This is a genomic window from Pseudomonas sp. St29 (assembly GCF_001547915.1).
In the GTDB taxonomy this organism is placed as follows: domain Bacteria; phylum Pseudomonadota; class Gammaproteobacteria; order Pseudomonadales; family Pseudomonadaceae; genus Aquipseudomonas.
Genome location: NZ_AP014628.1, coordinates 5824871 through 5851832, shown reverse-complemented (window position 1 = coordinate 5851832; position 26962 = coordinate 5824871). Strand labels below are relative to the sequence as shown.

Annotated in this window: 26 protein-coding genes; 17 read left to right on the top strand and 9 right to left on the bottom strand. The window is 61.2% G+C overall.

All coding sequences use genetic code 11. The annotated features are described in order from the left end of the window. Window positions 1-31: 31 nt before the first annotated feature. Complete coding sequence (gene ettA / locus PST29_RS26065; RefSeq protein ID WP_060844680.1) at window positions 32-1696, top strand: energy-dependent translational throttle protein EttA; 1665 nt, start codon at window positions 32-34, stop codon at window positions 1694-1696. 322 nt (window positions 1697-2018) lie between these two features. Further along, window positions 2019-3356, top strand: coding sequence for an NADP-specific glutamate dehydrogenase (gene gdhA / locus PST29_RS26060; RefSeq protein ID WP_060844679.1), 1338 nt, complete (start codon window positions 2019-2021; stop codon window positions 3354-3356). 6 nt (window positions 3357-3362) lie between these two features. Here the strand turns inward: gdhA and PST29_RS26055 are convergent, their stop codons facing one another. The 4 genes from PST29_RS26055 to PST29_RS26040 all read right to left on the bottom strand — a co-directional run bounded on the left by PST29_RS26055 (window position 3363) and on the right by PST29_RS26040 (window position 6818). Beyond that, window positions 3363-3857: a GreA/GreB family elongation factor gene (locus PST29_RS26055; protein ID WP_060841176.1), complete on the bottom strand. Its 495-nt coding sequence runs from the start codon at window positions 3855-3857 to the stop codon at window positions 3363-3365. A 70-nt stretch (window positions 3858-3927) separates the two neighbouring features. Continuing rightward, complete coding sequence (locus PST29_RS26050) at window positions 3928-4284, bottom strand: hypothetical protein (RefSeq protein WP_060841175.1); 357 nt, start codon at window positions 4282-4284, stop codon at window positions 3928-3930. 99 nt (window positions 4285-4383) lie between these two features. Beyond that, window positions 4384-6237 (bottom strand): Lnb N-terminal periplasmic domain-containing protein, encoded by a 1854-nt coding sequence (locus PST29_RS26045; protein ID WP_060844678.1) that lies wholly within the window; start codon window positions 6235-6237, stop codon window positions 4384-4386. A 92-nt stretch (window positions 6238-6329) separates the two neighbouring features. Beyond that, complete coding sequence (locus PST29_RS26040) at window positions 6330-6818, bottom strand: DUF3015 domain-containing protein (protein ID WP_016967017.1); 489 nt, start codon at window positions 6816-6818, stop codon at window positions 6330-6332. Between the two features lie 276 nt (window positions 6819-7094). Here PST29_RS26040 and PST29_RS26035 point away from each other — a divergent pair, with 276 nt between their 5' ends. Next, window positions 7095-9533: a Lon protease family protein gene (locus tag PST29_RS26035; RefSeq protein ID WP_060841173.1), complete on the top strand. Its 2439-nt coding sequence runs from the start codon at window positions 7095-7097 to the stop codon at window positions 9531-9533. A gap of 213 nt (window positions 9534-9746) precedes the next feature. Further along, a complete protein-coding gene (locus tag PST29_RS26030) occupies window positions 9747-10070 on the top strand; it encodes a PA4575 family protein (protein ID WP_060841172.1) in 324 nt (107 codons plus the stop codon). Between the two features lie 21 nt (window positions 10071-10091). Here PST29_RS26030 and PST29_RS26025 read toward each other — a convergent pair whose 3' ends face one another. Continuing rightward, window positions 10092-11924, bottom strand: coding sequence for a hypothetical protein (locus PST29_RS26025; RefSeq protein WP_060844677.1), 1833 nt, complete (start codon window positions 11922-11924; stop codon window positions 10092-10094). Window positions 11925-12086: 162 nt separating this feature from the next. Here PST29_RS26025 and PST29_RS26020 point away from each other — a divergent pair, with 162 nt between their 5' ends. From PST29_RS26020 to PST29_RS26010, 3 genes are all read left to right on the top strand, one after another. Then, on the top strand, window positions 12087-12575 hold the full coding sequence (locus tag PST29_RS26020; protein WP_015637095.1) for a TIGR00645 family protein: 489 nt from the start codon (window positions 12087-12089) through the stop codon (window positions 12573-12575). Between the two features lie 134 nt (window positions 12576-12709). Further along, window positions 12710-13015, top strand: a complete 306-nt coding sequence (locus tag PST29_RS26015) for a DUF6482 family protein (RefSeq protein WP_060841170.1) — start codon at window positions 12710-12712, stop codon at window positions 13013-13015. 127 nt (window positions 13016-13142) lie between these two features. Continuing rightward, complete coding sequence (locus PST29_RS26010; protein WP_044465159.1) at window positions 13143-13760, top strand: FKBP-type peptidyl-prolyl cis-trans isomerase; 618 nt, start codon at window positions 13143-13145, stop codon at window positions 13758-13760. Between the two features lie 90 nt (window positions 13761-13850). On the opposite strand, the gene PST29_RS26005 is transcribed toward PST29_RS26010, so the two are convergent. The 3 genes from PST29_RS26005 to PST29_RS25995 all read right to left on the bottom strand — a co-directional run bounded on the left by PST29_RS26005 (window position 13851) and on the right by PST29_RS25995 (window position 15750). Further along, window positions 13851-14120, bottom strand: coding sequence for a PA4570 family protein (locus PST29_RS26005; protein ID WP_016967029.1), 270 nt, complete (start codon window positions 14118-14120; stop codon window positions 13851-13853). Window positions 14121-14325: 205 nt separating this feature from the next. Then, the gene (locus PST29_RS26000; protein ID WP_016967028.1) at window positions 14326-14667 is read right to left on the bottom strand and encodes a zinc ribbon domain-containing protein YjdM; all 342 of its coding nucleotides are present in this window, start codon (window positions 14665-14667) and stop codon (window positions 14326-14328) included. A 114-nt stretch (window positions 14668-14781) separates the two neighbouring features. Then, on the bottom strand, window positions 14782-15750 hold the full coding sequence (locus tag PST29_RS25995) for a polyprenyl synthetase family protein (RefSeq protein WP_060841169.1): 969 nt from the start codon (window positions 15748-15750) through the stop codon (window positions 14782-14784). A gap of 263 nt (window positions 15751-16013) precedes the next feature. Between PST29_RS25995 and rplU the strand changes: the two genes are divergently transcribed. From rplU to PST29_RS25970, 5 genes are all read left to right on the top strand, one after another. After that, window positions 16014-16325: a 50S ribosomal protein L21 gene (rplU, locus tag PST29_RS25990; protein ID WP_003228361.1), complete on the top strand. Its 312-nt coding sequence runs from the start codon at window positions 16014-16016 to the stop codon at window positions 16323-16325. A 35-nt stretch (window positions 16326-16360) separates the two neighbouring features. Beyond that, window positions 16361-16618: a 50S ribosomal protein L27 gene (gene rpmA / locus PST29_RS25985; protein ID WP_003228360.1), complete on the top strand. Its 258-nt coding sequence runs from the start codon at window positions 16361-16363 to the stop codon at window positions 16616-16618. Window positions 16619-16812: 194 nt separating this feature from the next. Beyond that, a complete protein-coding gene (gene cgtA, locus PST29_RS25980; protein WP_016967026.1) occupies window positions 16813-18036 on the top strand; it encodes an Obg family GTPase CgtA in 1224 nt (407 codons plus the stop codon). A 184-nt stretch (window positions 18037-18220) separates the two neighbouring features. Next, complete coding sequence (proB, locus tag PST29_RS25975; protein ID WP_060841168.1) at window positions 18221-19339, top strand: glutamate 5-kinase; 1119 nt, start codon at window positions 18221-18223, stop codon at window positions 19337-19339. A gap of 19 nt (window positions 19340-19358) precedes the next feature. Then, window positions 19359-19820 (top strand): CreA family protein, encoded by a 462-nt coding sequence (locus tag PST29_RS25970; RefSeq protein ID WP_060841167.1) that lies wholly within the window; start codon window positions 19359-19361, stop codon window positions 19818-19820. Window positions 19821-19929: 109 nt separating this feature from the next. On the opposite strand, the gene rpsT is transcribed toward PST29_RS25970, so the two are convergent. Beyond that, on the bottom strand, window positions 19930-20208 hold the full coding sequence (gene rpsT, locus PST29_RS25965; protein ID WP_016967023.1) for a 30S ribosomal protein S20: 279 nt from the start codon (window positions 20206-20208) through the stop codon (window positions 19930-19932). Window positions 20209-20459: 251 nt separating this feature from the next. On the opposite strand from rpsT, the gene murJ reads away from it, so the two are divergent. The 5 genes from murJ to fkpB all read left to right on the top strand — a co-directional run bounded on the left by murJ (window position 20460) and on the right by fkpB (window position 26867). Beyond that, window positions 20460-21998: a murein biosynthesis integral membrane protein MurJ gene (gene murJ / locus PST29_RS25960; RefSeq protein WP_060841166.1), complete on the top strand. Its 1539-nt coding sequence runs from the start codon at window positions 20460-20462 to the stop codon at window positions 21996-21998. A gap of 129 nt (window positions 21999-22127) precedes the next feature. Then, complete coding sequence (gene ribF / locus PST29_RS25955; RefSeq protein WP_060844676.1) at window positions 22128-23072, top strand: bifunctional riboflavin kinase/FAD synthetase; 945 nt, start codon at window positions 22128-22130, stop codon at window positions 23070-23072. 13 nt (window positions 23073-23085) lie between these two features. After that, on the top strand, window positions 23086-25917 hold the full coding sequence (gene ileS, locus PST29_RS25950; protein ID WP_060844675.1) for an isoleucine--tRNA ligase: 2832 nt from the start codon (window positions 23086-23088) through the stop codon (window positions 25915-25917). Further along, window positions 25910-26422: a signal peptidase II gene (lspA, locus tag PST29_RS25945; RefSeq protein WP_016964296.1), complete on the top strand. Its 513-nt coding sequence runs from the start codon at window positions 25910-25912 to the stop codon at window positions 26420-26422. The genes ileS and lspA overlap by 8 nt, the downstream gene beginning before the upstream one ends. Next, on the top strand, window positions 26415-26867 hold the full coding sequence (fkpB, locus tag PST29_RS25940) for an FKBP-type peptidyl-prolyl cis-trans isomerase (RefSeq protein WP_060841163.1): 453 nt from the start codon (window positions 26415-26417) through the stop codon (window positions 26865-26867). Before lspA ends, fkpB begins: the two co-directional genes overlap by 8 nt. Window positions 26868-26962 lie beyond the last annotated feature (95 nt).

Here is a 26962-nt window from a genome sequence, read left to right as displayed (position 1 = left end):
CTATTCATCAGTCACTGACGCTAGGTTCACCATGGCTCAATACGTCTTCACCATGCATCGGCTGGGCAAAGTTGTTCCGCCGAAGCGGGAAATCCTGAAAAACATCTCCCTGTCTTTTTTCCCCGGCGCCAAGATCGGCGTGCTGGGCCTCAACGGTTCGGGCAAGTCCACACTGCTGAAAATCATGGCCGGCGTCGACACCGAGTTCGAAGGTGAAGCCCGTCCGATGCCGGACCTGAACATCGGCTACCTGCCTCAGGAACCACAGCTGGATCCAACCAAGACCGTGCGTGAAGTGGTCGAGGAAGCGGTGAGCGTGATCAAGGACGCCCAGGCACGCCTGGACGAAGTCTACGCCGCCTACGCCGAGCCGGATGCCGACTTCGACAAGCTGGCCGCCGAACAGGCCAAGCTGGAAGCCATCCTGCAAGCCAGCGACGGCCATAACCTGGAGCGCCAGCTGGAAGTGGCTGCCGACGCCCTGCGCCTGCCTGCCTGGGATGCCAAGGTCGAGCACCTGTCCGGTGGTGAGAAGCGTCGCGTGGCCCTGTGCCGCCTGCTGCTGTCGGCCCCCGACATGCTGCTGCTGGACGAACCGACCAACCACCTGGACGCCGACTCGGTGGCCTGGCTGGAGCATTTCCTCCACGACTTCCCGGGCACCGTGGTCGCGATCACGCACGACCGTTACTTCCTCGACAACGTCGCCGGCTGGATTCTCGAACTCGACCGCGGCGCGGGTATTCCATACGAGGGCAACTACTCGGGTTGGCTGGAAGCCAAGTCCGCGCGTCTGGCCCAGGAATCCAAGCAGCAGTCGGCCCATGAGAAGGCCATGAAGGAAGAGCTGGAGTGGGTGCGCAAAGGCGCCAAGGCCCGCCAGTCGAAATCCAAGGCACGTCTGCAACGCTTCGAGGAAATGCAGTCCCAGGAATTCCAGAAGCGCAGCGAAACCAACGAGATCTACATCCCGGCCGGTCCGCGCCTGGGTGACAAGGTCATCGAGTTCAAGAACGTCACCAAGGGCTATGGCGATCGCGTCCTGATCGACAACCTGTCGTTCTCCATGCCCAAAGGCGCCATCGTCGGCGTGATCGGCGGCAACGGTGCCGGTAAGTCGACCCTGTTCCGCATGATCATGGGCAAGGAAACCCCGGATTCGGGCAGCATCGAGATCGGCGAAACCGTGCAGCTCGCCTGCGTGGACCAGAGCCGCGAGGACCTGGACGGCAGCAAGACCGTGTTCCAGCAGATTTCCGACGGGGCCGACCAGATCCGCATCGGCAACTACGAGATCCCGTCGCGCACCTACGTCGGCCGTTTCAACTTCAAGGGCGGCGACCAGCAGAAGTTCGTCAAGGACCTCTCCGGGGGTGAGCGTGGCCGTCTGCACCTGGCCCTGACCCTGAAAGAGGGCGGCAACGTCCTGCTGCTCGACGAACCGTCCAACGACCTCGACGTTGAAACACTGCGTTCCCTGGAGGAAGCCCTGCTGGACTTCCCGGGCGCCGCCATTGTGATCTCCCACGACCGGTGGTTCCTGGACCGGGTGGCCACTCACATCCTGGCTTACGAAGACGATTCCCAAGCGGTGTTCTTCGAAGGCAACTACACCGAGTACGAAGCCGATCGCAAGAAGCGCCTGGGCGAAGCCGCAGCGCAACCGCACCGTGTGCGGCACAAGAAGCTGGCCTGACCGGCTTGCTGCTTGAAACAAACGGAGCCTTCGGGCTCCGTTTTTTTTGTTCGTCGGCAAGCCGGCCCCTACAAAAAAACGGCCGTTGCGCTGTGCGTCGACTGGCCGGTGAAGGGTTTTCTGCGGCTCCCCAAAAGCGTGCAGGCCTTGGAATTTGTGCCACCAAATCCGTGCACAAAACCCCTGAAAATCGTCGTCATTTATATCTAATGCACCATTTAAATTCATATCTGCGACATTTTGCGCTGTCGCGGTGCGAGTTGAATTGATAAAGTCCCGGGCAAATCTCCCCTTAACGACAATAAATTTGCCGAGACTTCCCATGATCGAATCCGTCGAAGACTTCCTCGCCCGCCTGAAAAAGCGCGACCCGGACCAGCCCGAGTTTCACCAGGCGGTGGAAGAGGTTCTGCGCAGCCTCTGGCCATTTCTCGAAGCCAATCCGCACTACCTGAGCTCCGGCATTCTCGAGCGCATCTGCGAGCCGGAACGCACCGTGGTGTTTCGTGTGTCCTGGGTCGACGATCAAGGCAAGGTCAGGGTCAACCGCGGCTTCCGCATCCAGATGAACAGCGCCATCGGCCCCTACAAGGGCGGCTTGCGCTTCCATCCGTCGGTCAACATGGGGGTGCTGAAATTCCTCGCCTTCGAGCAGACCTTCAAAAACTCTCTGACCTCCCTGCCCATGGGCGGCGGCAAGGGCGGCTCGGACTTCAACCCCAAAGGCAAGAGCGATGCCGAGGTCATGCGCTTCTGCCAGGCCTTCATGACCGAGCTGTATCGGCATATCGGCGCCGATGTGGACGTGCCGGCAGGCGACATCGGCGTTGGCGCCCGGGAGATCGGCTTTCTCTTTGGCCAGTACAAGCGCCTGAGCAACCAGTTCACTTCGGTGCTGACCGGCAAGGGCATCAGCTACGGCGGCAGCCTGATTCGTCCGGAAGCCACGGGGTTTGGCTGTGTGTACTTCGCCGAGGAAATGCTCAAGCGTCGCGGTGACCGGGTCGAAGGCAAGCGAGTGGCGATCTCCGGTTCCGGCAACGTCGCCCAGTACGCGGCCCGCAAGGTCATGGACCTGGGGGGCAAGGTGATCTCCCTGTCCGACTCCGAAGGCACCCTGTATTGCGAGTCCGGCCTGAGCGAGGAGCAGTGGCTGGCGGTGCTGGAACTGAAGAACGTGCAGCGTGGGCGGATCAGCGAGCTGGCGGCCCGCTTCGGCCTGGAGTTCCGCGCCGGCAAGACCCCGTGGGACCTGGCCTGCGATATCGCCCTGCCTTGCGCCACGCAGAACGAACTGGACGCCGAGGCTGCTCATGCCCTGCTGCGCAACGGCTGCACCTGTGTCGCCGAAGGCGCCAACATGCCGACCACGCTGGAGGCTGTGGATATCTTTATCGACGCGGGCATCCTGTTTGCCCCGGGCAAGGCCTCCAACGCCGGTGGCGTGGCGGTGAGCGGCCTGGAGATGTCGCAGAACGCCATGCGCCTGCTGTGGACCGCCGGTGAAGTGGACAGCAAGCTGCACGCCATCATGCAGTCGATCCACCATGCCTGCGTGCATTACGGCGAAGAAAATGGCCGGATCAACTACGTCAAGGGCGCGAACATCGCCGGCTTCGTCAAGGTGGCCGATGCCATGCTGGCCCAGGGCGTGGTCTGAGGCGTCTCAGGCCGGTTCGATACGGATGATCTCGATCAACTGATTGCCCGCCGGCCGTTGCCACAGCACCTCGTCACCGGGTTGTGCCCCCAGCAGGGCACGACCCAGGGGCGAGGCCCAGTTGATCAGACCCCGAGCCGCATCGGCTTGATCCTCCCCGACCAGTTGCACGCTTTGCTGATGATCCTGTTCATCGACGAAGGTCACGCGGCTGCCGATCTGGACCTTGTCGGTCGAAGTGGCTGCCGTCACCACCTGGGCGCTGTGCAGGCGCTGGGTGAAATAACGCAAGTCGCGCTCAAGTTCGGCCACCCGCTGCTTGTCGGCGGCATCCCCCAGGTCATTTTGCTCGGTGTGTTGGCTGTGTAGCAGGGCGACTCTGGCCTGCAATTCGGCAAAGCCCTGGGGCGTGACGTAGTTGGGCTGGGCGCTGATCTGGCGCTCCACGGGCTGCTCGGCCTGGGCAGCGGCCTGATCTTCATTGACGAAAGCGCGGCTCATGATGTTCTCCTTGAGTGGAGGGGAGGCCATGGTTGCAGGCTTTTAGGCCGGGCGGTTGCCTGAAAGCGACCTACTGCGAGCGATAGGCCCGGGCCGCGTCGCGGTCCTTTTCCTGTTGCCAGGCCCGTTCCCGCTCGTCCCAGTGCCGCGTTCGATAGTCGTTGCGGTCCTGATTCTCCAGCATCGCCTGGCATTGGCGGAAACCGTCGTCCCAGCCTTCGGCGTATTGCGGGTCCTTGAGGTAGCGCGGCACGTCCTTGCGGAACTCCCCGCGTATCGACCCCGCTGCCTGGCGTCCACTGACGCAGCCCGCGTCGAAGCCGTCGACAAAGGCCGGCGGATAGCCTTGCTTGAGCAAATACTCGTGGTTCGACTCACAACCACCGATCAGGGCCAGCGCCAGCACAGCCCAACCATAGCGCCACATCCAGAAACTCCCGGGCTTCACTTGAGTGAAGTCTAGAAGGGCAATTGTCGGCGAGGCGTGAAAACCTTGTCGCGAACCGCTTGAAGCTTGTGGCTGCTCTTAATAGTGATACCACTTGAGTTCGAGCATCACTTCGTTCACCGGAGTCGCCAGTTGGCTGAATTCCCGTTGCGCGCTCAAGCGCAGGCCGAGGTTGCGCGACAGTTCCCACTGCTGGTTGAGGCTCAGGCTGCGACGTACCTCGCCGTTGGTGAAGTAGTCGCCCTTGGCTTCGAGGCTGAAATTGCCCAGCGGGTTTTTCCACAGCAGTCCGGAGTTGAAGCCTGCCGCCGGGGCGATGAAACCGGCGAAATCGGCGTTGTGCTCGACCCGCACGGTGCCCAGGACAAAGCCCAGCGTGTCTTCGCCCAACTGCCAGGTGCCACCGGCACCACCGTTGACATGGCTGACCAGGGTTTCATCGTCGTGCTTGCCCGGCACCCGCTCCAGGCCGCCGGTGACCTGCCAGGACCAGGGCTGCAGCAGCTCGTTGCGCGGGGTCAGGGAGCGGATGGTGGCCAGGTCCAGCTGCTGCAGCTGCCAGTGGTTGCCTTCGTACTGGCGCAGTTTCATCTGCAGGATCTCGATCTGCGCCCCCAGGGGAAAGCCTTCGGCGTTGTCGTTCAGGTCGTGGTAGGCCATGCGCAGGCCGTATTCGGCGAAGGCCCGGTCGTCCCGGGTGCCGACGCCCAGTTGCCAGGTGCGGGACTGGTGGCCGTCTTCCGGCAGGCCCGGCCGTTGGATCTGCAGCTCGGGCGCCGGGTTCTGGTTGATCGCCCGCAGCAGTTCGAAGCTGCGCTGGGAACGCTCGGCATCACGCTCCAGGCCGTTGGCCCGATAGCGTTCGAGGCGGTAGGCGGCATCGACGATCAAGGCCTGGCGATCCCGGGGCAGGGCCTTGAATTCGCCTGTCTGCAATTGTTTCTGATCGGCGCTGACCTTGAGTACCCACTGCTGTTCGGCGTGGCTCAGGGGCTGGGCGCGGCTGAGCAACTCGCGTTCCCGGGAGGGGCGATAGTCGATCCGCTCCACCAGGCCGGCGTCCTTGACGGCCTTGACCGTGTCGGTGGGAATGGCCGTCAGGGGGAATTGGCCGGTCAGGCGCAGGCTGGGGCGAGCCACCTGCAGCAGCTCCAGCAGGCGGTAGGAGCAGTTCTCGTCGAAGAAGAAGTAGTCGAACTTGATCTGCTTGAGTTCCCAGACGTGTTCCACCATGCGTTCGGTTTCGGCTTGGGTCAGGTTCAGTCGGTATTCCCACAGGTCGCGGTTTTCCAGGCTGCGGTATTCCGAGAGCTTTTCCTGGTAGGGCACCAGGGCGAACAGCCCCGGGTAGCCGCCCATCAGGCCTTTCCAGGCGTACAGAATGCTGTTGTCGGAGCCTTCGATGTAGGCGCCGAAGTTGATCGCGTAGCTGAGCAGGGCGGTGTGGTTGCTCTGCACATCGGCCTGGTCGATGCGCAGCAGGGTGTGGCCGAACATCGACGAGGGGCTGTTCAGGTACGCGGCGGGAAAGATCATCACCGTGCTGTGAGGCGAGACGTCCTTGAACCACTGGGTGAATTCGGCGCAGTCCACCCGCGGCAAATCGTTCAGGCCCAGTTGTGCCTTGAGCCAGCGGGTGCGTGACGGGTAGACGCACTGGGCATGCCGGTCACCGGCGTCGGCCGGGGCATAGAGGGCTTTCAGGGTCGCGGCCAGCTCGGCATCGGGATGATGGGCACCGTCGGCCGCCAGGAAGAACTTCGGGTCGCTGACGTAACTGCGCCAGCCACCGAGCTTGGCGGTTTCGTAATGACCTATGGAAATCCAGAAGGGGTCATGGGCCAGTTGCTGCAAACGTTGAGGGTCGATCTGGGGCGCGGCATACAGCGGGGCGCAGACACAGAGCGCCAGGTAGGCAAGGCGTTTGAGCATGGTGGGCAACTTAAGTCGGAAATACAAAGACCCAAGATGGGCAAGGTCCGGAAAATAAAACCCGCTCCCCGGAGGAAGCGGGCGGGTCGAGCTTAAGCGGGAGTGGCGTATTTCGCCAGGCGCGCATCGTTCTTCAACACGGCCAGGGTATTGGTGTGCACATCTTCCGCGGTCACGTCAGCCTTGCTGAAGATCTGTTGGAAGTGTTCGTGGGTGACCGCGGCGAAATGCGCACGGTCTTCAGGTGCCACGCCGAGGACTACGGCATAGGTGGTCAGGGCTTCGCCTTGACCCTTGGCCATGTCTTCGGAGAGCTCGTTCATCATGCCGTTCATGGCGAACCAGGATTTGCCGCCATAGGTCAGCGATGCGTTGGTGGAGCAACCGTTGGTGCCGGAGGTCATGCCAAAGGTGGCGTTGCCGGAGGTGCCGTTGGTGGTGGAGGCCAGGAAGTGCGCCGGAGTGCCACGCTGGCCTTGGAACAGCATGTTGCCCCAGCCGCAATCCGGACCACCGGGCGCTTGAGCCATGGCGTTGAGGGATACAGCGGTGAAAAGAGTACCGAGAAGAATCCGTTTCATAGCGTTGTTCTCTTTGTGTGCATACCAATGGACGGGGGAGACTGGCCCGTGGGGGCACCAGTGGGCCGGTTATCTATCCAGCCGCGCAGTTTGGAGTTTAGGCAGGTTCCCCGGGTTCCGTGATTTTTTACAAACAGTGTCGGAAACAGCAGGTTTTATTTGTCGCGGGGGACAGTATCCGGCTTGTCTATGCTTTCCCCTGAGGCGCGCCTTGCCAGCCGGGCATACCCGGCGCCAGAATGCCGCCATCTGCCCCGCCTGATGTAAGGAAGCCCGATGCCTGATCCTGTTGCTGCCAGCCTGCGTCTCGCGCCTGAAGCGCTGACCCGCCCTTTCTCTGCTGAACAGTTCAGCTTCTCGACCACCAATGATTTGGAGCCCTTTCGCGGTGTGCTTGGCCAGGAACGTGCGGTCGAAGCCTTGCAGTTTGGCGTGGCCATGCCGCGCCCCGGTTACAACGTGTTTGTCATGGGCGAGCCGGGCACCGGCCGCTTCTCCTTCGTCAAGCGCTACCTGAAAGCCGAAGGCAAACGCCTGCAGACCCCGTCCGACTGGGTCTACGTCAACAATTTCGACGAGCCCAGGGAGCCCAGGGCGCTGGAGTTGCCCGCCGGTGCCGCCGGCAACTTCATCAGCGATATCAACGGCCTGATCGACAACCTGCTGGCGACCTTCCCGGCGGTTTTCGAGCATCCGTCCTATCAGCAGAAGAAGAGCGCCATCGACCGTGCCTTCAACCAGCGTTATGACCGTGCCCTGGATGTGATCGAGCGCCTGGCACTGGAAAAGGACGTGGCGCTGTATCGCGACAGCAGCAACATCGCCTTTACCCCGATGTTCGATGGCAAGGCCCTGGACGAGGCCGAGTTCGCTCAGTTGCCGGAGGCTGATCGCGAGCGCTTCCACGAGGACATTTCCGCGCTGGAAGAGCGTCTTAACGAAGAGCTGGCGAGCCTGCCGCAATGGAAGCGCGAGTCGAGCAACCAGCTGCGCCAGCTCAATGAGGAAACCATCACCCTGGCCTTGCAGCCCTTGCTCGCGCCGCTGTCCGAGAAGTACGCGGAAAACGCCGCGGTCTGTGGATACCTGCAGGCAATGCAGGTCTATCTGTTGAAGACGGTGGTCGAGCAGTTGGTGGACGACAGCAAGACCGACGCGGTGGCGCGCAAACTGCTGGAAGAGCAGTACTGCCCGAGCCTGGTGGTGGGTCACCCGGCCAGTGGTGGAGCGCCGGTGGTGTTCGAGCCTCACCCGACCTACGACAACCTGTTCGGCCGGATCGAGTACAGCACCGATCAGGGCGCGCTCTACACCACCTACCGACAATTGCGCCCCGGTGCCTTGCATCGGGCCAATGGCGGCTTCCTGATCCTGGAAGCCGAGAAGATGCTCAGCGAGCCCTTTGTCTGGGACGCCCTCAAGCGTGCCCTGCAGTCGCGCAAGCTGAAGATGGAATCGCCTCTGGGCGAAATGGGCCGCCTGGCCACCGTGACCCTGACGCCGCAGATGATCCCGTTGCAGGTCAAGGTCATCATCATCGGTGCCCGCCAGCTGTATTACACGCTGCAGGACCTGGATCCGGACTTCCAGGAGATGTTCCGGGTACTGGTGGATTTCGACGAAGACATTCCGATGGTGGACGAGAGCCTGGAGCAATTCGCCCAACTGCTCAAAACCCGCACCTCGGAGGAGGGCATGGCGCCGCTGACGGCCGATGCCGTGGCGCGGCTGGCCACCTACAGTGCGCGTCTGGCGGAACACCAGGGGCGCCTTTCGGCGCGGATCGGCGATCTGTTCCAGCTGGTCAGCGAGGCCGACTTCATCCGTCACCTGGCCTCGGACGAAATGACCGACGCCGGGCACATCGAACGGGCACTGAAAGCCAAGGCCACGCGTACCGGTCGGGTGTCGGCGCGGATTCTCGACGACATGCTGGCCGGGATCATCCTGATCGACACCGACGGCGCGGCCGTGGGCAAGTGCAACGGCCTGACGGTGCTGGAAGTCGGCGACTCGGCGTTCGGGGTGCCGGCGCGGATTTCCGCGACGGTGTATCCCGGCGGCAGCGGCATTGTCGACATCGAGCGTGAGGTCAATCTGGGCCAGCCGATTCACTCCAAGGGGGTGATGATCCTGACCGGTTACCTGGGCAGTCGCTATGCCCAGGAGTTCCCCCTGGCGATTTCCGCCAGCATTGCCCTGGAGCAGTCCTACGGTTACGTGGACGGTGACAGTGCTTCCCTGGGAGAGGCCTGCACCTTGATTTCGGCGCTGTCGAAAACTCCGCTCAAGCAGTGTTTCGCCATCACCGGCTCGATCAACCAGTTCGGCGAAGTGCAGGCGGTGGGTGGGGTCAACGAGAAGATCGAAGGTTTCTTCCGGCTGTGCGAGGCTCGCGGTCTGACCGGAGAGCAGGGGGCGATCATTCCCCAGGCCAACGTGGCCACCCTGATGCTCGATGAGAAAGTGCTGCAGGCAGTGCGTGCCGGGCAGTTCCATGTGTACGCGGTGCGTCAGGCCGACGAGGCCCTGAGCCTGCTGGTGGGTGAGCCGGCCGGTGAGCCGGATGCCGAAGGGCAGTTCCCCGAAGGCAGCGTCAATGCGCGGGTTGTGGAGCGCCTGCGGGTCATCGCCGAGATGATCAGTGAGGAAGACCTCAAGGAGGCGGAAAAGGAGTTGGCGCAAGAGGCGCTGAGCGAAACCAAGCCTGCGTGATGGCTGTCGATGGCGAGGGCAGTGTCCCTCGCTGTCGGCGTCGGGAGTCTGACGTCAATTTGACAAAATAGACCATTCGGCGCCTGTTGGATCGCTCAACTTTGTTTATCAGGCTTTTCTTCTATTCTCAGGGCAAGGAGAACGACAGTCGTCGCTGGATCGAAACAGTCCTCAATTGAAGGCTGAACAGTGGTTCTACCGAGGGTCGCCGCCATGTCGCGCAACCTTTGTCTCACCCGCCAATGCCTTGGCCTGGTTACCCGTATCGAATGCAGCGTCCGCCCACTGGCGGGGGACAACGGTATGTGGACTCTTCTCTTCGCCGCCGGAATGGCCGGTGAACAACCCTCGGCGATCAAGTCCCAGGGACCGTTCTGTGGCCCCGTGGTTGCCGAATCGATTCTCGACTCGATCGTTGAAAGCCTGACCACCCACGGCTATCAACTGGCCGACGATCCGCAGATCTGGTGCCTGCACCTCCAGGCCCAGCTACGTCAGATCAATGGCGAACGGGGACGCAGCGCCGGCGACTTCTAGTTCCAGCCCGAGCCCTGATCCTCAGGAAGCCGGTGGTGTCGACTCGCTTTTCTCCAGCTTGACCTCGAAGCCGTATTCCACGGTTTCGAGGTCGCTGCGGGTATAGGTCTCCAACTGGCTGGGCTGGCCGTAGAAGTAGTGCACGTCGAACAGTGCCGGACCGTCGGCCGACGCGGTGTGGCTGGTCGCGAGAATCTCCTTCAGGTACTGGCCGCTGTCGTCCTTGGCATAAAAGCGCCAGGCGTCCGCGGGGAAGAGCTTCTGGTCCACGATCAGGGCATTGCCCTTGAGTTCGAGCCCTTTGGGCAACTGCCGGGTGCTGATGCTGTCCTTCTTGATGCTGGCCAGGAATAGTGGAATGGAACCCACGGCGTAAGCCGGGGTTTCCGGGAACAGGTTGAGGTCGTAGGTGATGACGCCGCGCAGCGGGTCGATCTCGAAGGCCTCGTCGGGCAGTTCGATCGGTTCGCCACGCTGGCCCTTGTCGTTCTGGGTGAAGAAGGTCAGGGGCGTGTCGCCGGTGCTGAACTCCGAGCCCAGCAGTTCGTCATTGAAGGTCCGTGGGTGGCTGAACTCAATGCGCATTGCGCTGGCATCCTCCACCGATTGGCTGATGGTCACGGACTTCTTCAGTGTTTCCTCGTCGAGCTGAGCGCCCTTGAGGTAGTTGGCCGCCTGATCGTCATAGACCACCACCGGCATGGGCAGCGGCTGGACGTTCTTGTCGGTGGTGCTGCGGTCGAAACGATGCACCGGCAGGTCCAGGTCCTTGCGTGTGACGCTGGCCTGAGCGAAGTCGAGCACCGCCACCTCGAGCTTGTCCACCACGCCGTTGAAATACACCTTGGCGTAATGATTGGTGTGTTGTTGCTCGAAGGCTTTCTGTTCGTTCTCCAGTTGTTTCTCGAAGTCGTCGCTCCAGCTTTTCTGCTTCTGCATCTCGGCCAGTTGCTGTTGGTAAAAGGCAATTTGTGCCGCGCTCTCGTTGATCGAGCCGGAGCGGGAGAGGATCTGACCGGTGCTGTCCCGGGCTTGTGTCAACAGCGGGTTGAGCGAGGTGTCGTTGGCCTCTTCGGGGAGCGGGCTGCTGTTGTTCAGTTCGATTTCGGCGACGTTTTTCTCCAGCGACAGCAGGGTCAGGCGGATGTTGCCGTCTTGGCGCGGCTTGCCGATATCGGCCTTGGTCAGCTCGAAGGTGAGTACGCGACTGGGGGCGATCACTTCAAGCTTGCCCAGCAGGGAGACGGGTTGCGGCTGGTTCTTGTTGTCGACCTCCAGGCCCTCGATAAAGGGGTAGGTTACGGTCAGGTCGTCCGGGTTGGTCAGGTTGGAGCTTGACGGGCTCAGTTGAATCCCCGGATCGGTCTCCGACCATTCAGGTTGGAAGGGGACGACTTTCTTGTTGCTCAGGGTGACCGACTGCCACTCCAGGCCGTGGGGAAAGGGGAACTGCGCGGACAGGTCGAAGCTGAACGGAAACACCGGTTGCAGGTCGGTCAGGTAGTCCGAGCTGGAAGGCTTGCGCAACACGAACAGGCCATTGACGTAGGTATCCACCAAGGCTTGTGGCGTGGGGTAATGCTTGAGCAGGGCCAGGCTGTCCTCGCCGTATTCGGTGTCGATCGGCTTGCTGGCAAGCTTGCCTTGCGCGCGCTCCAGAAGCAGCAGCGAGCCCCCGAGATCGCTGATGGCTTCTTTGAGCTTGGGATCCTGGATAGCGTCCAGGGAGGCTTCGAACTGCCTGGTTCTCTCTTCGAGGCTGGCCTGCTTGTGTTCGTCGCTGGGTGAACAGCCGCCGCTGATCAGCAGAACCAGGCCAAGGCCGATGCTTGTCAAAGGCAATCGCAAATCCATTTTCCAGTCTTCCTGTCCAATGTCGGTGAGTGGTAGGAACGGTTCGACACTAGCAGAAAAAACGTGCGGAAAAACCCGTAGAAACGGGGATTGCCTGTGGTTTATGGGCATTTGGCGCGCTGATATACTCGCCGCCGTTTTTTACTCCGGGTGCGAGATTTAATGGAACGTTTTATCGAAAATGCAATGTATGCCTCACGCTGGCTGCTGGCGCCGATCTACTTCGGTTTGTCCCTGGGCCTGCTGGCGTTGGCATTGAAGTTCTTCCAGGAAGTCTTCCACGTCATTCCCAATGTATTTTCGATGGCTGAGTCGGACCTGATCCTGGTCCTGCTGTCGTTGATCGACATGGCGCTGGTGGGCGGTCTGCTGGTGATGGTGATGATCTCCGGCTATGAGAACTTCGTATCGCAGCTGGACATCGATGAAGACAAGGAAAAGCTCAGCTGGCTGGGCAAGATGGATTCTTCGTCGCTGAAGATGAAGGTGGCGGCTTCCATCGTGGCGATCTCCTCGATTCACCTGTTGCGGGTGTTCATGGACGCCAAGAACACTCCGACCGAGTACCTGCTGTGGTACGTGGTGATTCACATGACCTTCGTGATCTCGGCCTTTGCCATGGGTTACCTGGACAAGCTGACCAAGCACTGATTGCTCCTGCTGGATCAATAGCGGCCGCCCGTGCGTTGCAAAACGGACGGGCGGTGTTGTTTGTGGCTTGTGCTTTTCTTGACCGAGGAATATCCATGTAGGCGTCGGGGGTTTCCAATGCACGAGGTGCGCTTATGAACCTGCAGGAAATGAATGCCTACGCCATCGCCGGAAAAGTCGATGAATTGAACCTGATCTCCCTGGAAGGCGGGATCTATCTGCTCGAGGCGCGCATGCACGGGGCTGCTTACCCGCTCAGCGACGCCCAGGGCCAGATGTTTCATCTGCGTTCGGTAGAGCATGCCCGTGAGGTATTGCAGTCCTTTCCCAAGTTGCCTTTCAACCTGATTCACACTTCGGTGCACGATGAGATGTGCGGTTTGTCCGCCAGTGCCGAAGAAAGCCTGAAGGTACCGATCACTATGCGCTCCGCCTGGTAATGGCGGGGTTGCGCTGATTATCGCCGAACTTCTGTGCTAGTCTGCTCGCCCTTTTGATTCCGGGCGCTCCGGGAGGCCCTGTGTTTCTGCGGCCTTCCCTGAGCCGTCCGCACAGCGGAGCAGTGTCATGTCCGAAGTAAATCTGTCCACCGACGAAACCCGCGTCAGCTACGGTATTGGCCGTCAGCTGGGTGACCAGCTGCGCGACAACCCGCCACCGGGTGTGAGCCTGGACGCAATCCTGGCGGGCCTGACCGACGCATTCGCCGGTAAGCCAAGCCGTGTGGGTCAGGAAGAGATGTCCGCCAGCTTCAAGGTGATTCGCGAAATCATGCAGGCCGAAGCGGCTGCCAAGGCTGAAGCGGCTGCTGGTGCCGGCCTGGCTTTCCTGGCGGAAAACGCCAAGCGTGAAGGCATCACCACCCTGGCTTCCGGTCTGCAATTTGAAGTGCTGACCCAGGGCGACGGCGCCAAGCCATCCCGTGAAGACAGCGTGCGTACCCACTATCACGGCACCCTGATCGACGGCACCGTGTTCGACAGCTCCTACGAGCGCGGCCAGCCTGCCGAATTCCCGGTAGGTGGCGTGATCGCCGGCTGGACCGAAGCGCTGCAACTGATGAACGCCGGTAGCAAATGGCGTCTGTACGTGCCGAGCGAACTGGCTTACGGCGCACAAGGCGTGGGCAGCATCCCGCCGCACAGCGTTCTGGTGTTCGACGTCGAGCTGCTGGACGTTCTGTAACCCGTGTAGGGGCCAGATGGCTGGCAATGACGGCCGCGCACGCGCGGTCCGTTCATCCTCGGCCAGCTTGCCCCTTTCTCGGTTCTGGTTTCATAGACGGATTTTTGCGCCCAGGCTCTGGCCATCGGCGCCGGTTGGCCGCAAGGCTCTGGCGTAGCAGAACAAAAACAGGTTGCGCACCAACTCCTTGAGTACCAGCGGCTCGCTGGAGCTCAAACCGTTCAGGTCCAGATCTCCCTGGTCCTGCAGCTCGCTCAGGGCTTCCTCTTCCAGCACAGCACAGACTTCCCCGGTTTCCCGATGCAGGATTCGCAGGTAGGGGTGTGGGCGGTCCAGCCAGGCATCAATCAAATAAGTCATGGGTGTCATCTCCTTGAATGGGGTTCAATGAGAATAATTCTTATTCAATGAATAGCAAGTACCTATTGGCGGTTTCTGCTTTTTTCTGTGTGGAAATTGTTTTCGATCAAATCGGCTGGCTTTTCGCTAGCAGGTGTGTGGATCAAGCATGGAGGGGGGTATAGGTGGGAAACCCTCTCGCGGCAGGCGCGAGAGGGGGTAGGCGTCAGACCTTGCGGACGAACTCGGATTTGAGCTTCATCGGGCCGATGCCGTCGATCTTGCAGTCGATGTCGTGGTCGCCATCGCACAGGCGGATGTTCTTGACCTTGGTGCCAACCTTGACCACCAGGGAGGTGCCCTTGACCTTGAGGTCCTTGATCACGGTGATGGTGTCGCCGTCTTGCAGCACGTTGCCCACCGAATCTTTCTTCACGGCTTCATCGGAGGCGGCTTCGGCTTCGCCGCTGGCGGACCACTCGTGGGCGCACTCGGGGCAGATCAGCTGGGTGCCGTCCTCGTAGGTGTATTCGGAATTGCATTTTGGGCAGGGTGGCAAAGTGCTCACTTAAGCTCCTCAAAGTCAGGATGGCTAAAAAGCGCACATTGTATAGGGTTTTGTCGGGGAGGGGGCGCTGGGAAGTTGCGCCGGCTCCTGCGCATAGGCAGGAGCCGGTGCACTTTAGTGGGTGCGGGCGACGGCGAATTCGCTCAGTTCCACCAGAGCGTCGCGGTATTCGCTGGGTGGCAGGGCTTCCAGGCAAGTAATGGCGCGAGCCACGTAGTCGCGAGCCAGCTGTGCGGTGTAGTCCAGGGAGCCCGACGCCTCAACCGCGGCACGTATGCTTTCCAGGTCCTCGATACCGCCTTTCTGGATGGCCTGGCGCACCAGGGCAGCCTGTTCCGGGGTGCCTTCGCGCATGGTGTAGATCAGCGGCAGGGTCGGTTTGCCCTCCGCCAGGTCGTCACCGACGTTCTTGCCCAGGGTTTCGGCATCGCCACGGTAGTCCAGCAGGTCGTCCACCAGTTGGAAGGCCACGCCCAGGTGATCGCCAAAGGTGCGCAGGGCTTCGGACTGTTCCGGTGTCGCACCGGCCAGGGCGGCGGCGCTGTGGGTCGAGGCTTCGAAGAGCATCGCGGTCTTGCCGCGGATGACTTCCATATAGGTTTCTTCGGTGGTGCTGGCGTCACGCACCTTGGACAGTTGCAGCACTTCGCCTTCGGCGATGATCCGCGTGGCCTGGGACAGAATGCGCATGACCGGCATCGAGCCCAGTTCGACCATCATCTCGAAGGAGCGCGAGTACAGGAAATCGCCCACCAGCACGCTGGGAGCATTGCCCCACATGGCGTTGGCGGTGGAGCGGCCACGGCGCATGCCGGACATGTCGACCACATCGTCATGCAGCAGGGTGGCGGTGTGCAGGAACTCGATGGTGGCGGCCAGCAGGCGCAGGTCATCGCCTTCGCGGCCCAGGGCCTTGCCACATAGCAACACCAACAGCGGGCGCAGGCGCTTGCCTCCGGCCGAGGTGATGTAGTCGCCGATTTTCGAAACCAGCGGTACTCGGGAAGTCAACTGTTTCTTGATGATGCCGTCGACGGCGCTAAAATCGTCCGCCACCGCGCGGTAGAAAGCTTGGGGTTGCATCAGCGACAGGTGCTCCAGAAGGGTTGCGCGGCATGCTAGGACCCGCGTCCGCAGGTGTCAAGGCGCGCTCCCGGCGGTGCTTGGCGCCGCCTGAACGGCACTTGCATCGCTATTGTGCCTTGCGTACAATCGCGCACCCTGAACTTCCTGGGCAGCACCTGCCTTACGCAATTGCACTTGGGCCGTTCCAGCCCCATGCAGCCATGCCAGCCAATACCTCTTCTTATAAAGAGCTGGGTGAGCAGGATTATCGGAGAAATACCATGTACGCAGTAATCGTTACCGGCGGTAAGCAATACAAGGTCGCTGAAGGTGAATACCTGAAGATCGAAAAACTGGAAGTCGCCACTGGCGAATCCGTGACTTTTGACCGCGTTCTGTTGGTCGCCAACGGCGACGACGTGAACATCGGCGCACCTGTTGTTGCTGGCGCAACCGTCAAGGCTGAAGTGATCTCCCAAGGTCGTCACGATAAAGTCCGCATCATCAAGTTCCGTCGCCGTAAGCACCACATGAAGCGTATGGGCCACCGCCAGTGGTTCACCGAGATCAAAATCACCGGTATTCAGGCTTAATTTCAGCCTAATTCCTCACTAGGAGAATTGAACTCATGGCACACAAAAAAGCTGGTGGTAGTACCCGTAACGGTCGCGACTCAGAAGCCAAACGCCTTGGCGTGAAGATGTATGGCGGCCAGGTCATCAAGGCCGGCAACATCATCGTGCGTCAGCGCGGCACCCAATTCCACGCTGGCTACGGCGTTGGCATGGGTAAAGATCACACCCTGTTCGCGAAAATCGAAGGCGTGATCAAGTTCGAAGTAAAAGGCGCCTTCGGTCGTCGTTACGTGAGCGTTGTCGCGGCTTAATTGCGCGATCGCTGGAAAAGCCCTGTCTCGCGACGGGGCTTTTTCGTTTGTGGGATGAGTCTCTTGCAAAACTGTTTGTACGAGCTGGCAGCGTTGGATGTTTCGGTCGTTGATTGAGGTCGCTGCGCTCATTTTTGCAAGAGTCTTATGTCTTGGTTTCTTCAGCTCGCCCGTGCGGCGAGAGGCGTTTGATCATGAAGTTTGTTGATGAAGTTTCGATCCGAGTAAAAGCTGGCGACGGCGGCAATGGCTGCATGAGTTTCCGTCGGGAAAAATTCATCGAGAACGGTGGTCCCAACGGCGGTGATGGTGGTGACGGCGGCTCGATCTATATGGTTGCCGACGAAAACCTCAACACCCTGGTGGACTACCGTTACACCCGGCATTTCGATGCCGAGCGTGGCTCCAATGGTGGCAGCACCGACTGCACCGGCAAGAAGGGTGAGGATCTGGAGCTGCGGGTTCCGGTCGGCACCACCATCATCGATGCTGGCACCCAGGAGGTCATTGGTGACCTGACCAAGGCCGGTCAGCGCCTGATGGTGGTGCAGGGTGGCTGGCACGGTCTGGGTAACACCCGGTTCAAGTCCAGTACCAACCGTGCGCCGCGCCAGACCACTCCGGGCAAGCCGGGTGAGCAGCGCGATCTCAAGCTGGAGCTGAAGGTGCTGGCGGACGTCGGTCTGCTGGGCTTGCCGAATGCCGGCAAAAGTACCTTTATTCGCTCGGTTTCCGCGGCCAAGCCGAAGGTGGCCGATTATCCGTTCACCACGCTGGTGCCGAACCTGGGCGTGGTCAGTGTCGATCGCTGGAAGAGCTTCGTCATTGCCGATATTCCGGGTCTGATCGAAGGGGCTTCCGATGGCGCGGGACTGGGGATTCGCTTCCTCAAGCACTTGGCGCGCACGCGCATCCTGCTGCACCTGGTGGACATGGCGCCGCTGGATGAAAGCAGTCCGGCGGATGCGGCGGAGGTGATTGTCAACGAGCTGGTCAAGTTCAGCCCGTCCCTGGCCGAGCGCGAGCGCTGGCTGGTGCTGAACAAGAGCGACCAGATTCTTGAGGAAGAGCGTGAGGAGCGCGTCAAGGAGATCGTCGATCGCCTGCAGTGGACTGGCCCTGTCTACGTGATCTCGGCCATTTCCAAGGATGGCACCGAGCGTCTGAGTCGCGACATCATGCGTTACCTGGAGGATCGTGCTGATCGCCTGGCGGCCGACCCGGCCTACGCCGACGAGCTGGCCGAGCTGGATCAGCGTATCGAAGACGAGGCGCGCGCACAGTTGCAGGCGCTGGATGACCAGCGTGCTCTGCGTCGCAGTGGCGTCAAGAGCGTCCACGACATCGGTGACGATGATTGGGATGAAGAGGATGTGGATGACGAGGACGGTCCGGAAATCATCTACGTCCGCGACTGATCCTGTCGTCGCGGGCTGGTCCGCGAAGACGGTTTATCTGGCCTGGCGCGGTGTTATCATCGCTGCCAGCCAGCTCTCAAGGCGCCGCTCATTCGAGCGGCGTTTTGGTATCTGCAAGCTGTGAATACGAATAACCCCATGAGTGGCGCTCGGTCGCGCCGCTCGCTGGCAAAGGTTGAATAAGATGCGGAGCAAGGTGACGGGTGCGCAACGCTGGGTCGTGAAGATCGGTAGCGCGCTGCTGACGGCGGACGGCAAGGGGCTGGATCGCGCTGCAATGGGTGTATGGGTCGAGCAGATGGTGGCCTTGCATGAGGCCGGCGTCGAGTTGGTATTGGTTTCCTCGGGCGCTGTGGCGGCCGGGATGAGCCGCCTGGGCTGGACCGCACGACCGAGTGCGATGCATGAGTTGCAGGCGGCCGCTGCCATTGGCCAGATGGGGTTGGTGCAGGCCTGGGAATCGAGTTTTGCCGAGCATGGCCGGCATACCGCGCAGATTCTGCTGACCCATGACGATCTGTCGGATCGCAAGCGTTACCTCAATGCGCGCAGTACCCTGCGGGCGCTGGTGGAGCTCAAGGTGATTCCGGTGATCAATGAAAACGACACCGTGGTCACCGATGAAATCCGCTTTGGCGACAACGATACCCTGGCGGCGCTGGTTGCCAACCTGGTGGAGGCTGATCTGCTGGTGATTCTCACGGATCGCGATGGCATGTTCGACGCCGATCCGCGCAGCAATCCCGATGCTCAGTTGATTTACGAGGCGCGTGCCGATGATCCGGCGCTGGACGCCGTGGCTGGAGGTACCGGCGGCGCCCTGGGGCGTGGCGGCATGCAGACCAAGTTGCGGGCGGCGCGGCTGGCGGCGCGTTCCGGTGCGCACACCATCATTGTGGGTGGGCGTCTGGAGCGGGTGCTGGATCGCCTCAAGGCCGGCGAGCGCATAGGTACCTTGTTGTCGCCGGAGCGCGGCATGCTGGCGGCTCGCAAGCAGTGGCTGGCCGGGCATCTGCAGACCCGTGGCACCCTGGTGCTGGATGAAGGGGCGGTGTCGGCGCTCGCTCAGGGCAACAAGAGCTTGTTGCCGGTTGGGGTCAAGCAGGTCCAGGGCGGTTTCCGGCGTGGCGAAATGGTGGTTTGCGTGGCGCCCGACGGTCGTGAGATCGCCCGTGGCCTGGCCAACTATAGTGCGCTTGAGGCGCAGAAGATCATCGGTCAGCCTTCTGATGCAATTGTGGGTGTCCTGGGTTACATGGCTGAACCGGAACTGGTTCACCGCGACAACCTGATTCTGGTGTAAGCGATCTAAGGAAAAGCGAATGCGCGTAGCAAAAGGATTGTTGGGCTTGCTCTTGGCGATGCCGTTCATGGCTTCGGCCGAGGAAATTGGTCAGGTGTCCACGGTGTTCAAGTTTGTCGGGCCGAACGATCGCATCGTGGTCGAGGCCTTCGATGATCCCAAGGTGGACGGTGTGACGTGCTATCTGTCGCGAGCCAAGACCGGTGGCCTCAAGGGTGGCCTGGGTTTGGCGGAGGATCGTGCCGAGGCGTCCATCGCTTGTCGTCAGGTGGGGCCGATCGCGTTCAAGGGTGAGCTCAAGGATGGTGAGGAGGTCTTCAAGGAGCGTACTTCCCTGGTGTTCAAGACCATGCAAGTGGTGCGTTTTCTCGACAAGAAGCGCAACACCCTGGTGTATCTGGTCTACAGCGATCGGGTGATCGAGGGCAGTCCGCAGAATGCGGTGACGGCGATTCCTATCCTGCCTTGGCCGCATCAGTGAAATATTGAATCTTGGCGAGCCGGCTCCGGGTGGGGCTGGCTGGTCGAGGTGATAAATGGCAGGCAATAAAAAACCGACCCTTGGGTCGGTTTTTTAACAAGCGCGTCGCTTAGGCTGCAGCAGCAAGGTTCAGAGCCTTGATGTGGCCATTCAGACGACCTTTATGGCGAGCAGCTTTGTTCTTGTGGATGATGCCCTTATCGGCCATGCGGTCGATAACTGGCACGGCCAGAACATAAGCAGCTTGCGCTTTAGCGGCGTCTTTGGCGTCGATGGCCTTAACTACGTTCTTGATGTAGGTACGAACCATGGAACGCAGGCTGGCGTTGTGGCTGCGACGCTTCTCAGCCTGTTTTGCACGTTTTTTGGCGGAAGGTGTGTTGGCCACCGTCGAGCTCCTCGAAAGACTTTTTGGGAAATAGCAAACAAAATAGGCCGCGAATCATGCCGATGAGTTGAAGTCTTGTCAAGGGCGGGTGATACGTTCCGCTGAGTGGTCGATCTGAAGAGGCGGGATATTTATTTCCGGCGCTTGACCTGTAAACTCGCGAGCTTTGGCTCTGTGCTGTTGCGGCGCGGAGTATCGCATAAGTGGGCGTCTTTTCGCCTGCTGTTTATCTACAGGCAAACAACCTTTTCATGAACCTGCTCAAGTCATTGGCCGCGGTCAGCTCTATCACGATGCTTTCCCGGGTGCTGGGGTTTGTCCGCGATACCATCATCGCGCGCACCTTCGGCGCCGGGATGGCGACGGATGCTTTCTTCATCGCCTTCAAACTGCCCAACCTGCTGCGACGGATCTTTGCCGAGGGCGCCTTTTCCCAGGCCTTCGTACCGATCCTCGCGGAGTACAAGAGTCAGCAGGGCGAGGAGGCGACCCGCACCTTTATCGCCTATGTCTCGGGGTTGCTGACCCTGGTCCTGGCGCTGGTCACGGCCCTGGGCATCATTGCCGCGCCCTGGGTGATCTGGGCCACGGCGCCTGGTTTCGTCGATTCGCCGGAAAAATTCGCCCTGACCTCCGATCTGTTGCGGGTGACCTTTCCTTATATATTGCTGATTTCGCTGTCCTCGCTGGCCGGGGCGATTCTCAATACCTGGAATCGCTTCTCGGTGCCGGCCTTCGTGCCGACGCTGCTCAATGTCAGCATGATCATCTTCGCGCTGTTCCTGACCCCGTATTTCGATCCGCCCGTGATGGCGCTGGGTTGGGCGGTACTGGCCGGTGGCCTGGCGCAACTGCTCTACCAACTGCCGCACCTGAAGAAGATCGGCATGCTGGTGCTGCCACGCCTGAATCTGCGGGACACCGGTGTCTGGCGGGTGATGAAACAGATGCTGCCGGCGATTCTCGGGGTGTCCGTCAGTCAGATCTCGCTGATCATCAACACCATCTTTGCCTCGTTCCTGGTAGCCGGCTCCGTGTCCTGGATGTATTACGCCGACCGGCTCATGGAGCTGCCGTCCGGCGTGCTGGGGGTCGCCTTGGGGACCATTCTGCTGCCGACCCTGGCCAAGACCTACGCCAGCAAGGATCGTCATGAGTACTCGCGGATCCTCGATTGGGGGCTGCGCCTGTGTTTCATCCTGGTGCTGCCGTGCTCCCTGGCCCTGGGCATACTGGCCGAGCCGCTGACGGTCTCGCTGTTCCAATATGGCGAGTTCAGCGCCTTTGATGCCTCCATGACCCAGCGTGCGCTGGTGGCTTATGCCGTGGGTTTGCTGGGAATCATCGTGATCAAGGTGCTGGCGCCGGGCTTTTATGCGCAGCAGAACATCCGTACGCCAGTGAAAATCGCCATTTTCACCCTGGTCGTCACCCAGTTGCTCAACCTGGCGTTTATCGGCCCCTTGAAGCACGCCGGCCTGGCCCTGGCCATCAGTGCTGGAGCCTGTATCAACGCGGGCCTTTTGTTTTATCAGCTGCGCAAGCAGCAGATGTTCCAGCCGCAGCCGGGCTGGGGGCGCTTTGCGCTGAAGTTGCTGGTGGCCGTGGCGGTCATGTCCGGTGTGCTTCTGGGGTTGCTGCACTTCATGCCAGCCTGGGACCAGGGGCTTATGCTTGCGCGTTTCCTGCGTCTGGGGGTTCTGGTGGTGGCTGGCGTGGTGGCCTATTTCGGCATGCTGGCCCTGCTGGGCTTCCGTTTGCGCGACTTCAATCGCAAAGCCTTGAACTGATGACGCTTTAATGGTCGGGGCAGGGCGGGCACCGGTTTTGTCGGTTCGATCACTTTGGGTTACGGTGTTGCCTGTCGTCGGCCGCCGGGTGTGGTTATAATCGGCCACTTTATGAGCAAGAAGCGCGTTATGCAGCTGGTTCGAGGCCTCCACAATCTGCGCCCCCAGCATCGGGGCTGCGTCGCCACTATTGGCAACTTTGACGGTGTTCACCGTGGTCACCAGGCTATTCTGGGGCGACTGCGTGAGCGTGCGCTTGAGTTGGGCGTGCCCAGCTGCGTGGTGATCTTCGAGCCGCAGCCGCGGGAGTTTTTCTCCCCGGAGACCGCCCCGGCCCGCCTGGCCCGCTTGCGCGACAAGCTGCAGTTGCTGGCTCAGGCAGGTGTCGATCGGGTCCTGTGCCTGGCCTTCAACCAGCGCCTGAGCAAGCTCGGCGCCAGCGAGTTCGTCGAGCGGATCCTGGTGGACGGCCTGGGTGTGCAGCACCTGGAAGTGGGGGACGATTTCCGCTTCGGCTGCGACCGGGTTGGCGATTTCGAGTTCCTGCAACAGGCCGGAGCCACCCACGGATTTACCGTGGAAGCCGCGCAGACCGTTGAGCTGGATGGCTTGCGCGTCAGCAGCACCCAGGTCCGCAATGCCCTGGCCGCTGCCGACTTTGATCTGGCCGAGCGGCTGCTCGGTCGACCGTACCGGATTGCCGGACGGGTACTGCACGGGCAGAAGCTGGCGCGCCAGTTGGGTACGCCCACTGCCAACGTGCAATTGAAACGCCGCCGCGTGCCGCTGTCCGGGGTCTACCTGGTGAGCGTCGATATCGATGGCAAGGCTTGGCCCGGTGTCGCCAATATTGGCGTGCGGCCCACGGTTGCAGGTGATGGCAAGGCCCACCTGGAAGTTCATCTTTTAGATTTTGCCGGCGATCTGTATGACCGGCGTTTGACGGTGGTTTTCCACCATAAGCTGCGTGAAGAGCAGCGTTTCGCCTCCCTGGAGGCGTTGAAGACGGCGATCAATGCGGATGTTGCCGCCGCCCGTGCCCAAGTGGCACGTATCCATAGCGCCAATCGCTAATGAAGAGCCTTAAATGACCGACTATAAAGCCACGTTAAACCTTCCGGACACCGCCTTCCCAATGAAGGCCGGCCTGCCTCAGCGCGAACCACAGATTCTGCAGCGTTGGGACAGCATTGGCCTGTACGGAAAGTTGCGCGAGATTGGCAAGGATCGTCCCAAGTTCGTCCTGCACGACGGTCCTCCCTATGCCAACGGCTCGATTCACATCGGTCATGCGGTCAACAAGATTCTCAAGGACATGATCATCCGCTCGAAAACCCTGGCGGGTTTCGACGCGCCTTATGTTCCGGGTTGGGACTGCCACGGCCTGCCGATCGAGCACAAGGTCGAGGTGACTCACGGCAAGAACCTGTCTTCGGACCAGACTCGCGAGCTGTGCCGCGCCTACGCGTCGGAGCAGATCGAAGGGCAGAAGGCCGAGTTCATCCGCCTGGGCGTGCTGGGTGACTGGGCCAACCCGTACAAGACCATGAACTTCGCCAACGAGGCCGGGGAGATCCGTGCCCTGGCGGAAATGGTCAAGGGTGGTTTCGTGTTCAAGGGCCTGAAGCCGGTGAACTGGTGCTTCGACTGCGGTTCGGCCCTGGCCGAGGCGGAAGTCGAGTATCAGGACAAGAAGTCCGCCACCATCGACGTGGCCTTCCCGATTGCCGACGAAGCCAAGCTGGCTGGCGCCTTCGGCCTGGCCAAGCTGGCCAAGCCCGCCGCCATCGTGATCTGGACAACCACCCCGTGGACCATCCCGGCGAACCAGGCGCTGAACGTCCATCCGGAGTTCAACTACGCCCTGGTGGATGCCGGCGAGCGCCTGCTGGTCCTGGCCGAAGAACTGGTGGAGTCCTGCCTGGCTCGCTACAACCTGGAAGGCTCGGTGATCGCCACCGCCCCGGGTTCGGCCCTGGAACTGATCAATTTCCGTCACCCGTTCTATGATCGCCTGTCGCCGGTGTACCTGGCCGAGTACGTGGAACTGGGCGCCGGTACCGGCGTGGTTCACTCCTCGCCTGCCTACGGTGAAGACGACTTCGTGACCTGCAAGCGCTACGGCATGGTCAACGACGACATCCTCAACCCGGTACAGAGCAACGGTGTCTACGCGTCGTCGCTGGAGTTCTTCGGCGGCCAGTTCATCTGGAAGGCCAACCCGGCCATCGTCGACAAGCTGAGCGAAGTCGGCGCGCTGCTGCACACCGAAACCATCAGCCACAGCTACATGCACTGCTGGCGTCACAAGACCCCGCTGATCTATCGCGCCACCGCGCAATGGTTCGTCGGCATGGACAAGCAGCCGGAAGCCGGCGGCACCCTGCGTCAGCGCGCCCTGCAAGCCATCGAGGACACCCAGTTCGTCCCGGCCTGGGGCCAGGCGCGCCTGCACTCGATGATCGCCAACCGTCCGGACTGGTGCATCTCCCGCCAGCGCAACTGGGGCGTGCCGATTCCGTTCTTCCTGCACAAGGAAAGCGGCGAACTGCACCCACGTACCGTCGAGCTGATGGAAGAGGTGGCCAAGCGCGTCGAACAGCAAGGCATCGAAGCCTGGTTCAAGATGGACGCCACTGAACTGCTGGGCGACGAAGCCAGCCAGTACGACAAGATCAGCGACACCTTGGACGTCTGGTTCGATTCCGGCACCACCCACTGGCACGTGCTGCGCGGTTCGCACCCGATGGGCCATGAAAGCGGCCCGCGGGCCGACCTGTACCTGGAAGGTTCCGACCAGCACCGCGGCTGGTTCCACTCGTCCCTGCTCACCGGTTGCGCCATTGACAACCACGCGCCGTATCGCGAACTGCTGACCCACGGTTTCACCGTGGACGAGAACGGCCGCAAGATGTCCAAGTCCCTGGGCAACGTGATCGCCCCGCAGAAGGTCAACGACACCCTGGGCGCCGACATCATGCGCCTGTGGGTTTCGGCCACCGACTACTCCGGCGAGATGGCGGTTTCCGATCAGATCCTGCAGCGCAGCGCCGACGCCTACCGGCGTATCCGTAACACCGCGCGCTTCCTGCTCTCCAACCTGAGCGGCTTCAACCCGGCCACCGACCTGCTGCCGGCTGAAGACATGCTGGCCCTGGACCGTTGGGCCGTGGACCGTACCCTGCTGCTGCAGCGTGAGCTGGAACTGCACTACGGCGAATACCGCTTCTGGAACGTCTACTCCAAGGTGCACAACTTCTGCGTGCAGGAGCTGGGCGGCTTCTACCTGGACATCATCAAGGACCGCCAGTACACCACCGGCGCCAACAGCCAGGCCCGGCGTTCCTGCCAGACCGCGCTGTTCCACATCTCCGAAGCGCTGGTGCGCTGGATCGCGCCGATCCTGGCCTTTACCGCCGACGAGCTGTGGCAGTACCTGCCGGGCGAGCGCAACGAATCGGTGATGCTCAACACCTGGTACGAAGGCCTGAGCGAGTTGCCGGAAGGCTTCGAGCTGGACCGCGCCTTCTGGGAGCGGATCATGGCGGTCAAGGCCGCGGTCAACAAGGAACTGGAGAACCAGCGCGCTGCGAAAGCGGTGGGTGGCAACCTGCAGGCCGAAGTGACCCTGTACGCCGAGGATTCGCTGTCGGCCGATCTGGCCAAGCTGAGCAACGAACTGCGCTTCGTGCTGATCACCTCCACCGCCAGCGTCGCGCCTCTGGCCCAGGCCCCGGCCGACGCGGTGGAAACCGAAGTCAGCGGCCTCAAGCTGAAAGTGGTCAAGTCGAGCTTCGTCAAGTGCGCCCGTTGCTGGCACTGCCGCGAAGACGTTGGTGTGCATCCGGAGCATCCGGAAATCTGCGGGCGTTGCGTGGACAACATCAGCGGCGCAGGCGAGGTTCGTCACTATGCCTAACGCCGCAGGCCGTTTCGGCCGTCTGGGCTGGCTGTGGTTGAGCGTGCTGGTCCTGGTCATCGACCAGGTCAGCAAGCTGCACTTCGAAAGTTCGTTGAGCATGTACCAGCAGATCGTGGTGATCCCGGACTACTTCAGCTGGACCCTGGCCTACAACACCGGTGCGGCCTTCAGCTTTCTTGCGGACAGCTCCGGCTGGCAGCGCTGGCTGTTTGCCCTGATCGCGATTGTGGTCAGCGCGGTGCTGGTGGTCTGGCTCAAGCGTCTGGGGCGCAATGAAACCTGGCTGGCCATCGCCCTGGCCCTGGTACTGGGCGGGGCTCTGGGCAACCTGTACGACCGCATCGCCCTGGGTCACGTGATCGATTTCATCCTGGTGCACTGGCAGAACCGCTGGTACTTCCCGGCATTCAACTTCGCCGACAGCGCCATTACCGTCGGCGCGGTGATGCTGGCCCTGGATATGTTCAAGAGCAAGAAAACCGGAGAAGCCGTTCATGACTGAACAGGTATTGACTGAACAACGTATCGGTCAGAACACCGAAGTCACTTTGCACTTCGCATTGCGCCTGGAGAACGGCGACACCGTAGACAGCACCTTCGACAAGGCCCCCGCGACCTTCAAGGTCGGCGATGGCAACCTGCTACCCGGGTTCGAAGCAGCGCTGTTCGGCTTCAAGGCTGGTGACAAGCGCCATCTGACGATCGAGCCAGAAAACGCCTTCGGCCAGCCCAACCCGCAGAACGTGCAGATCATCCCGCGTTCGCAGTTCCAGGACATGGAGCTGTCGGAAGGCTTGCTGGTGATCTTCAATGACGCGGCGAACACTGAATTGCCCGGTGTGGTCAAAGCGTTCGATGACGCTCAGGTCACCGTCGACTTCAACCACCCGCTGGCCGGCAAGACCCTGACCTTTGATGTCGAGATCATCGACGTCAAAGCGCTTTAACAGCATCGCCGGCACGCTGCCTCCTATTCTGTAGGAGCCGGTTTGCCGGCGATCCGCTGTCTACAACGATCTAACTTCTTGCGCGCAAGACACGA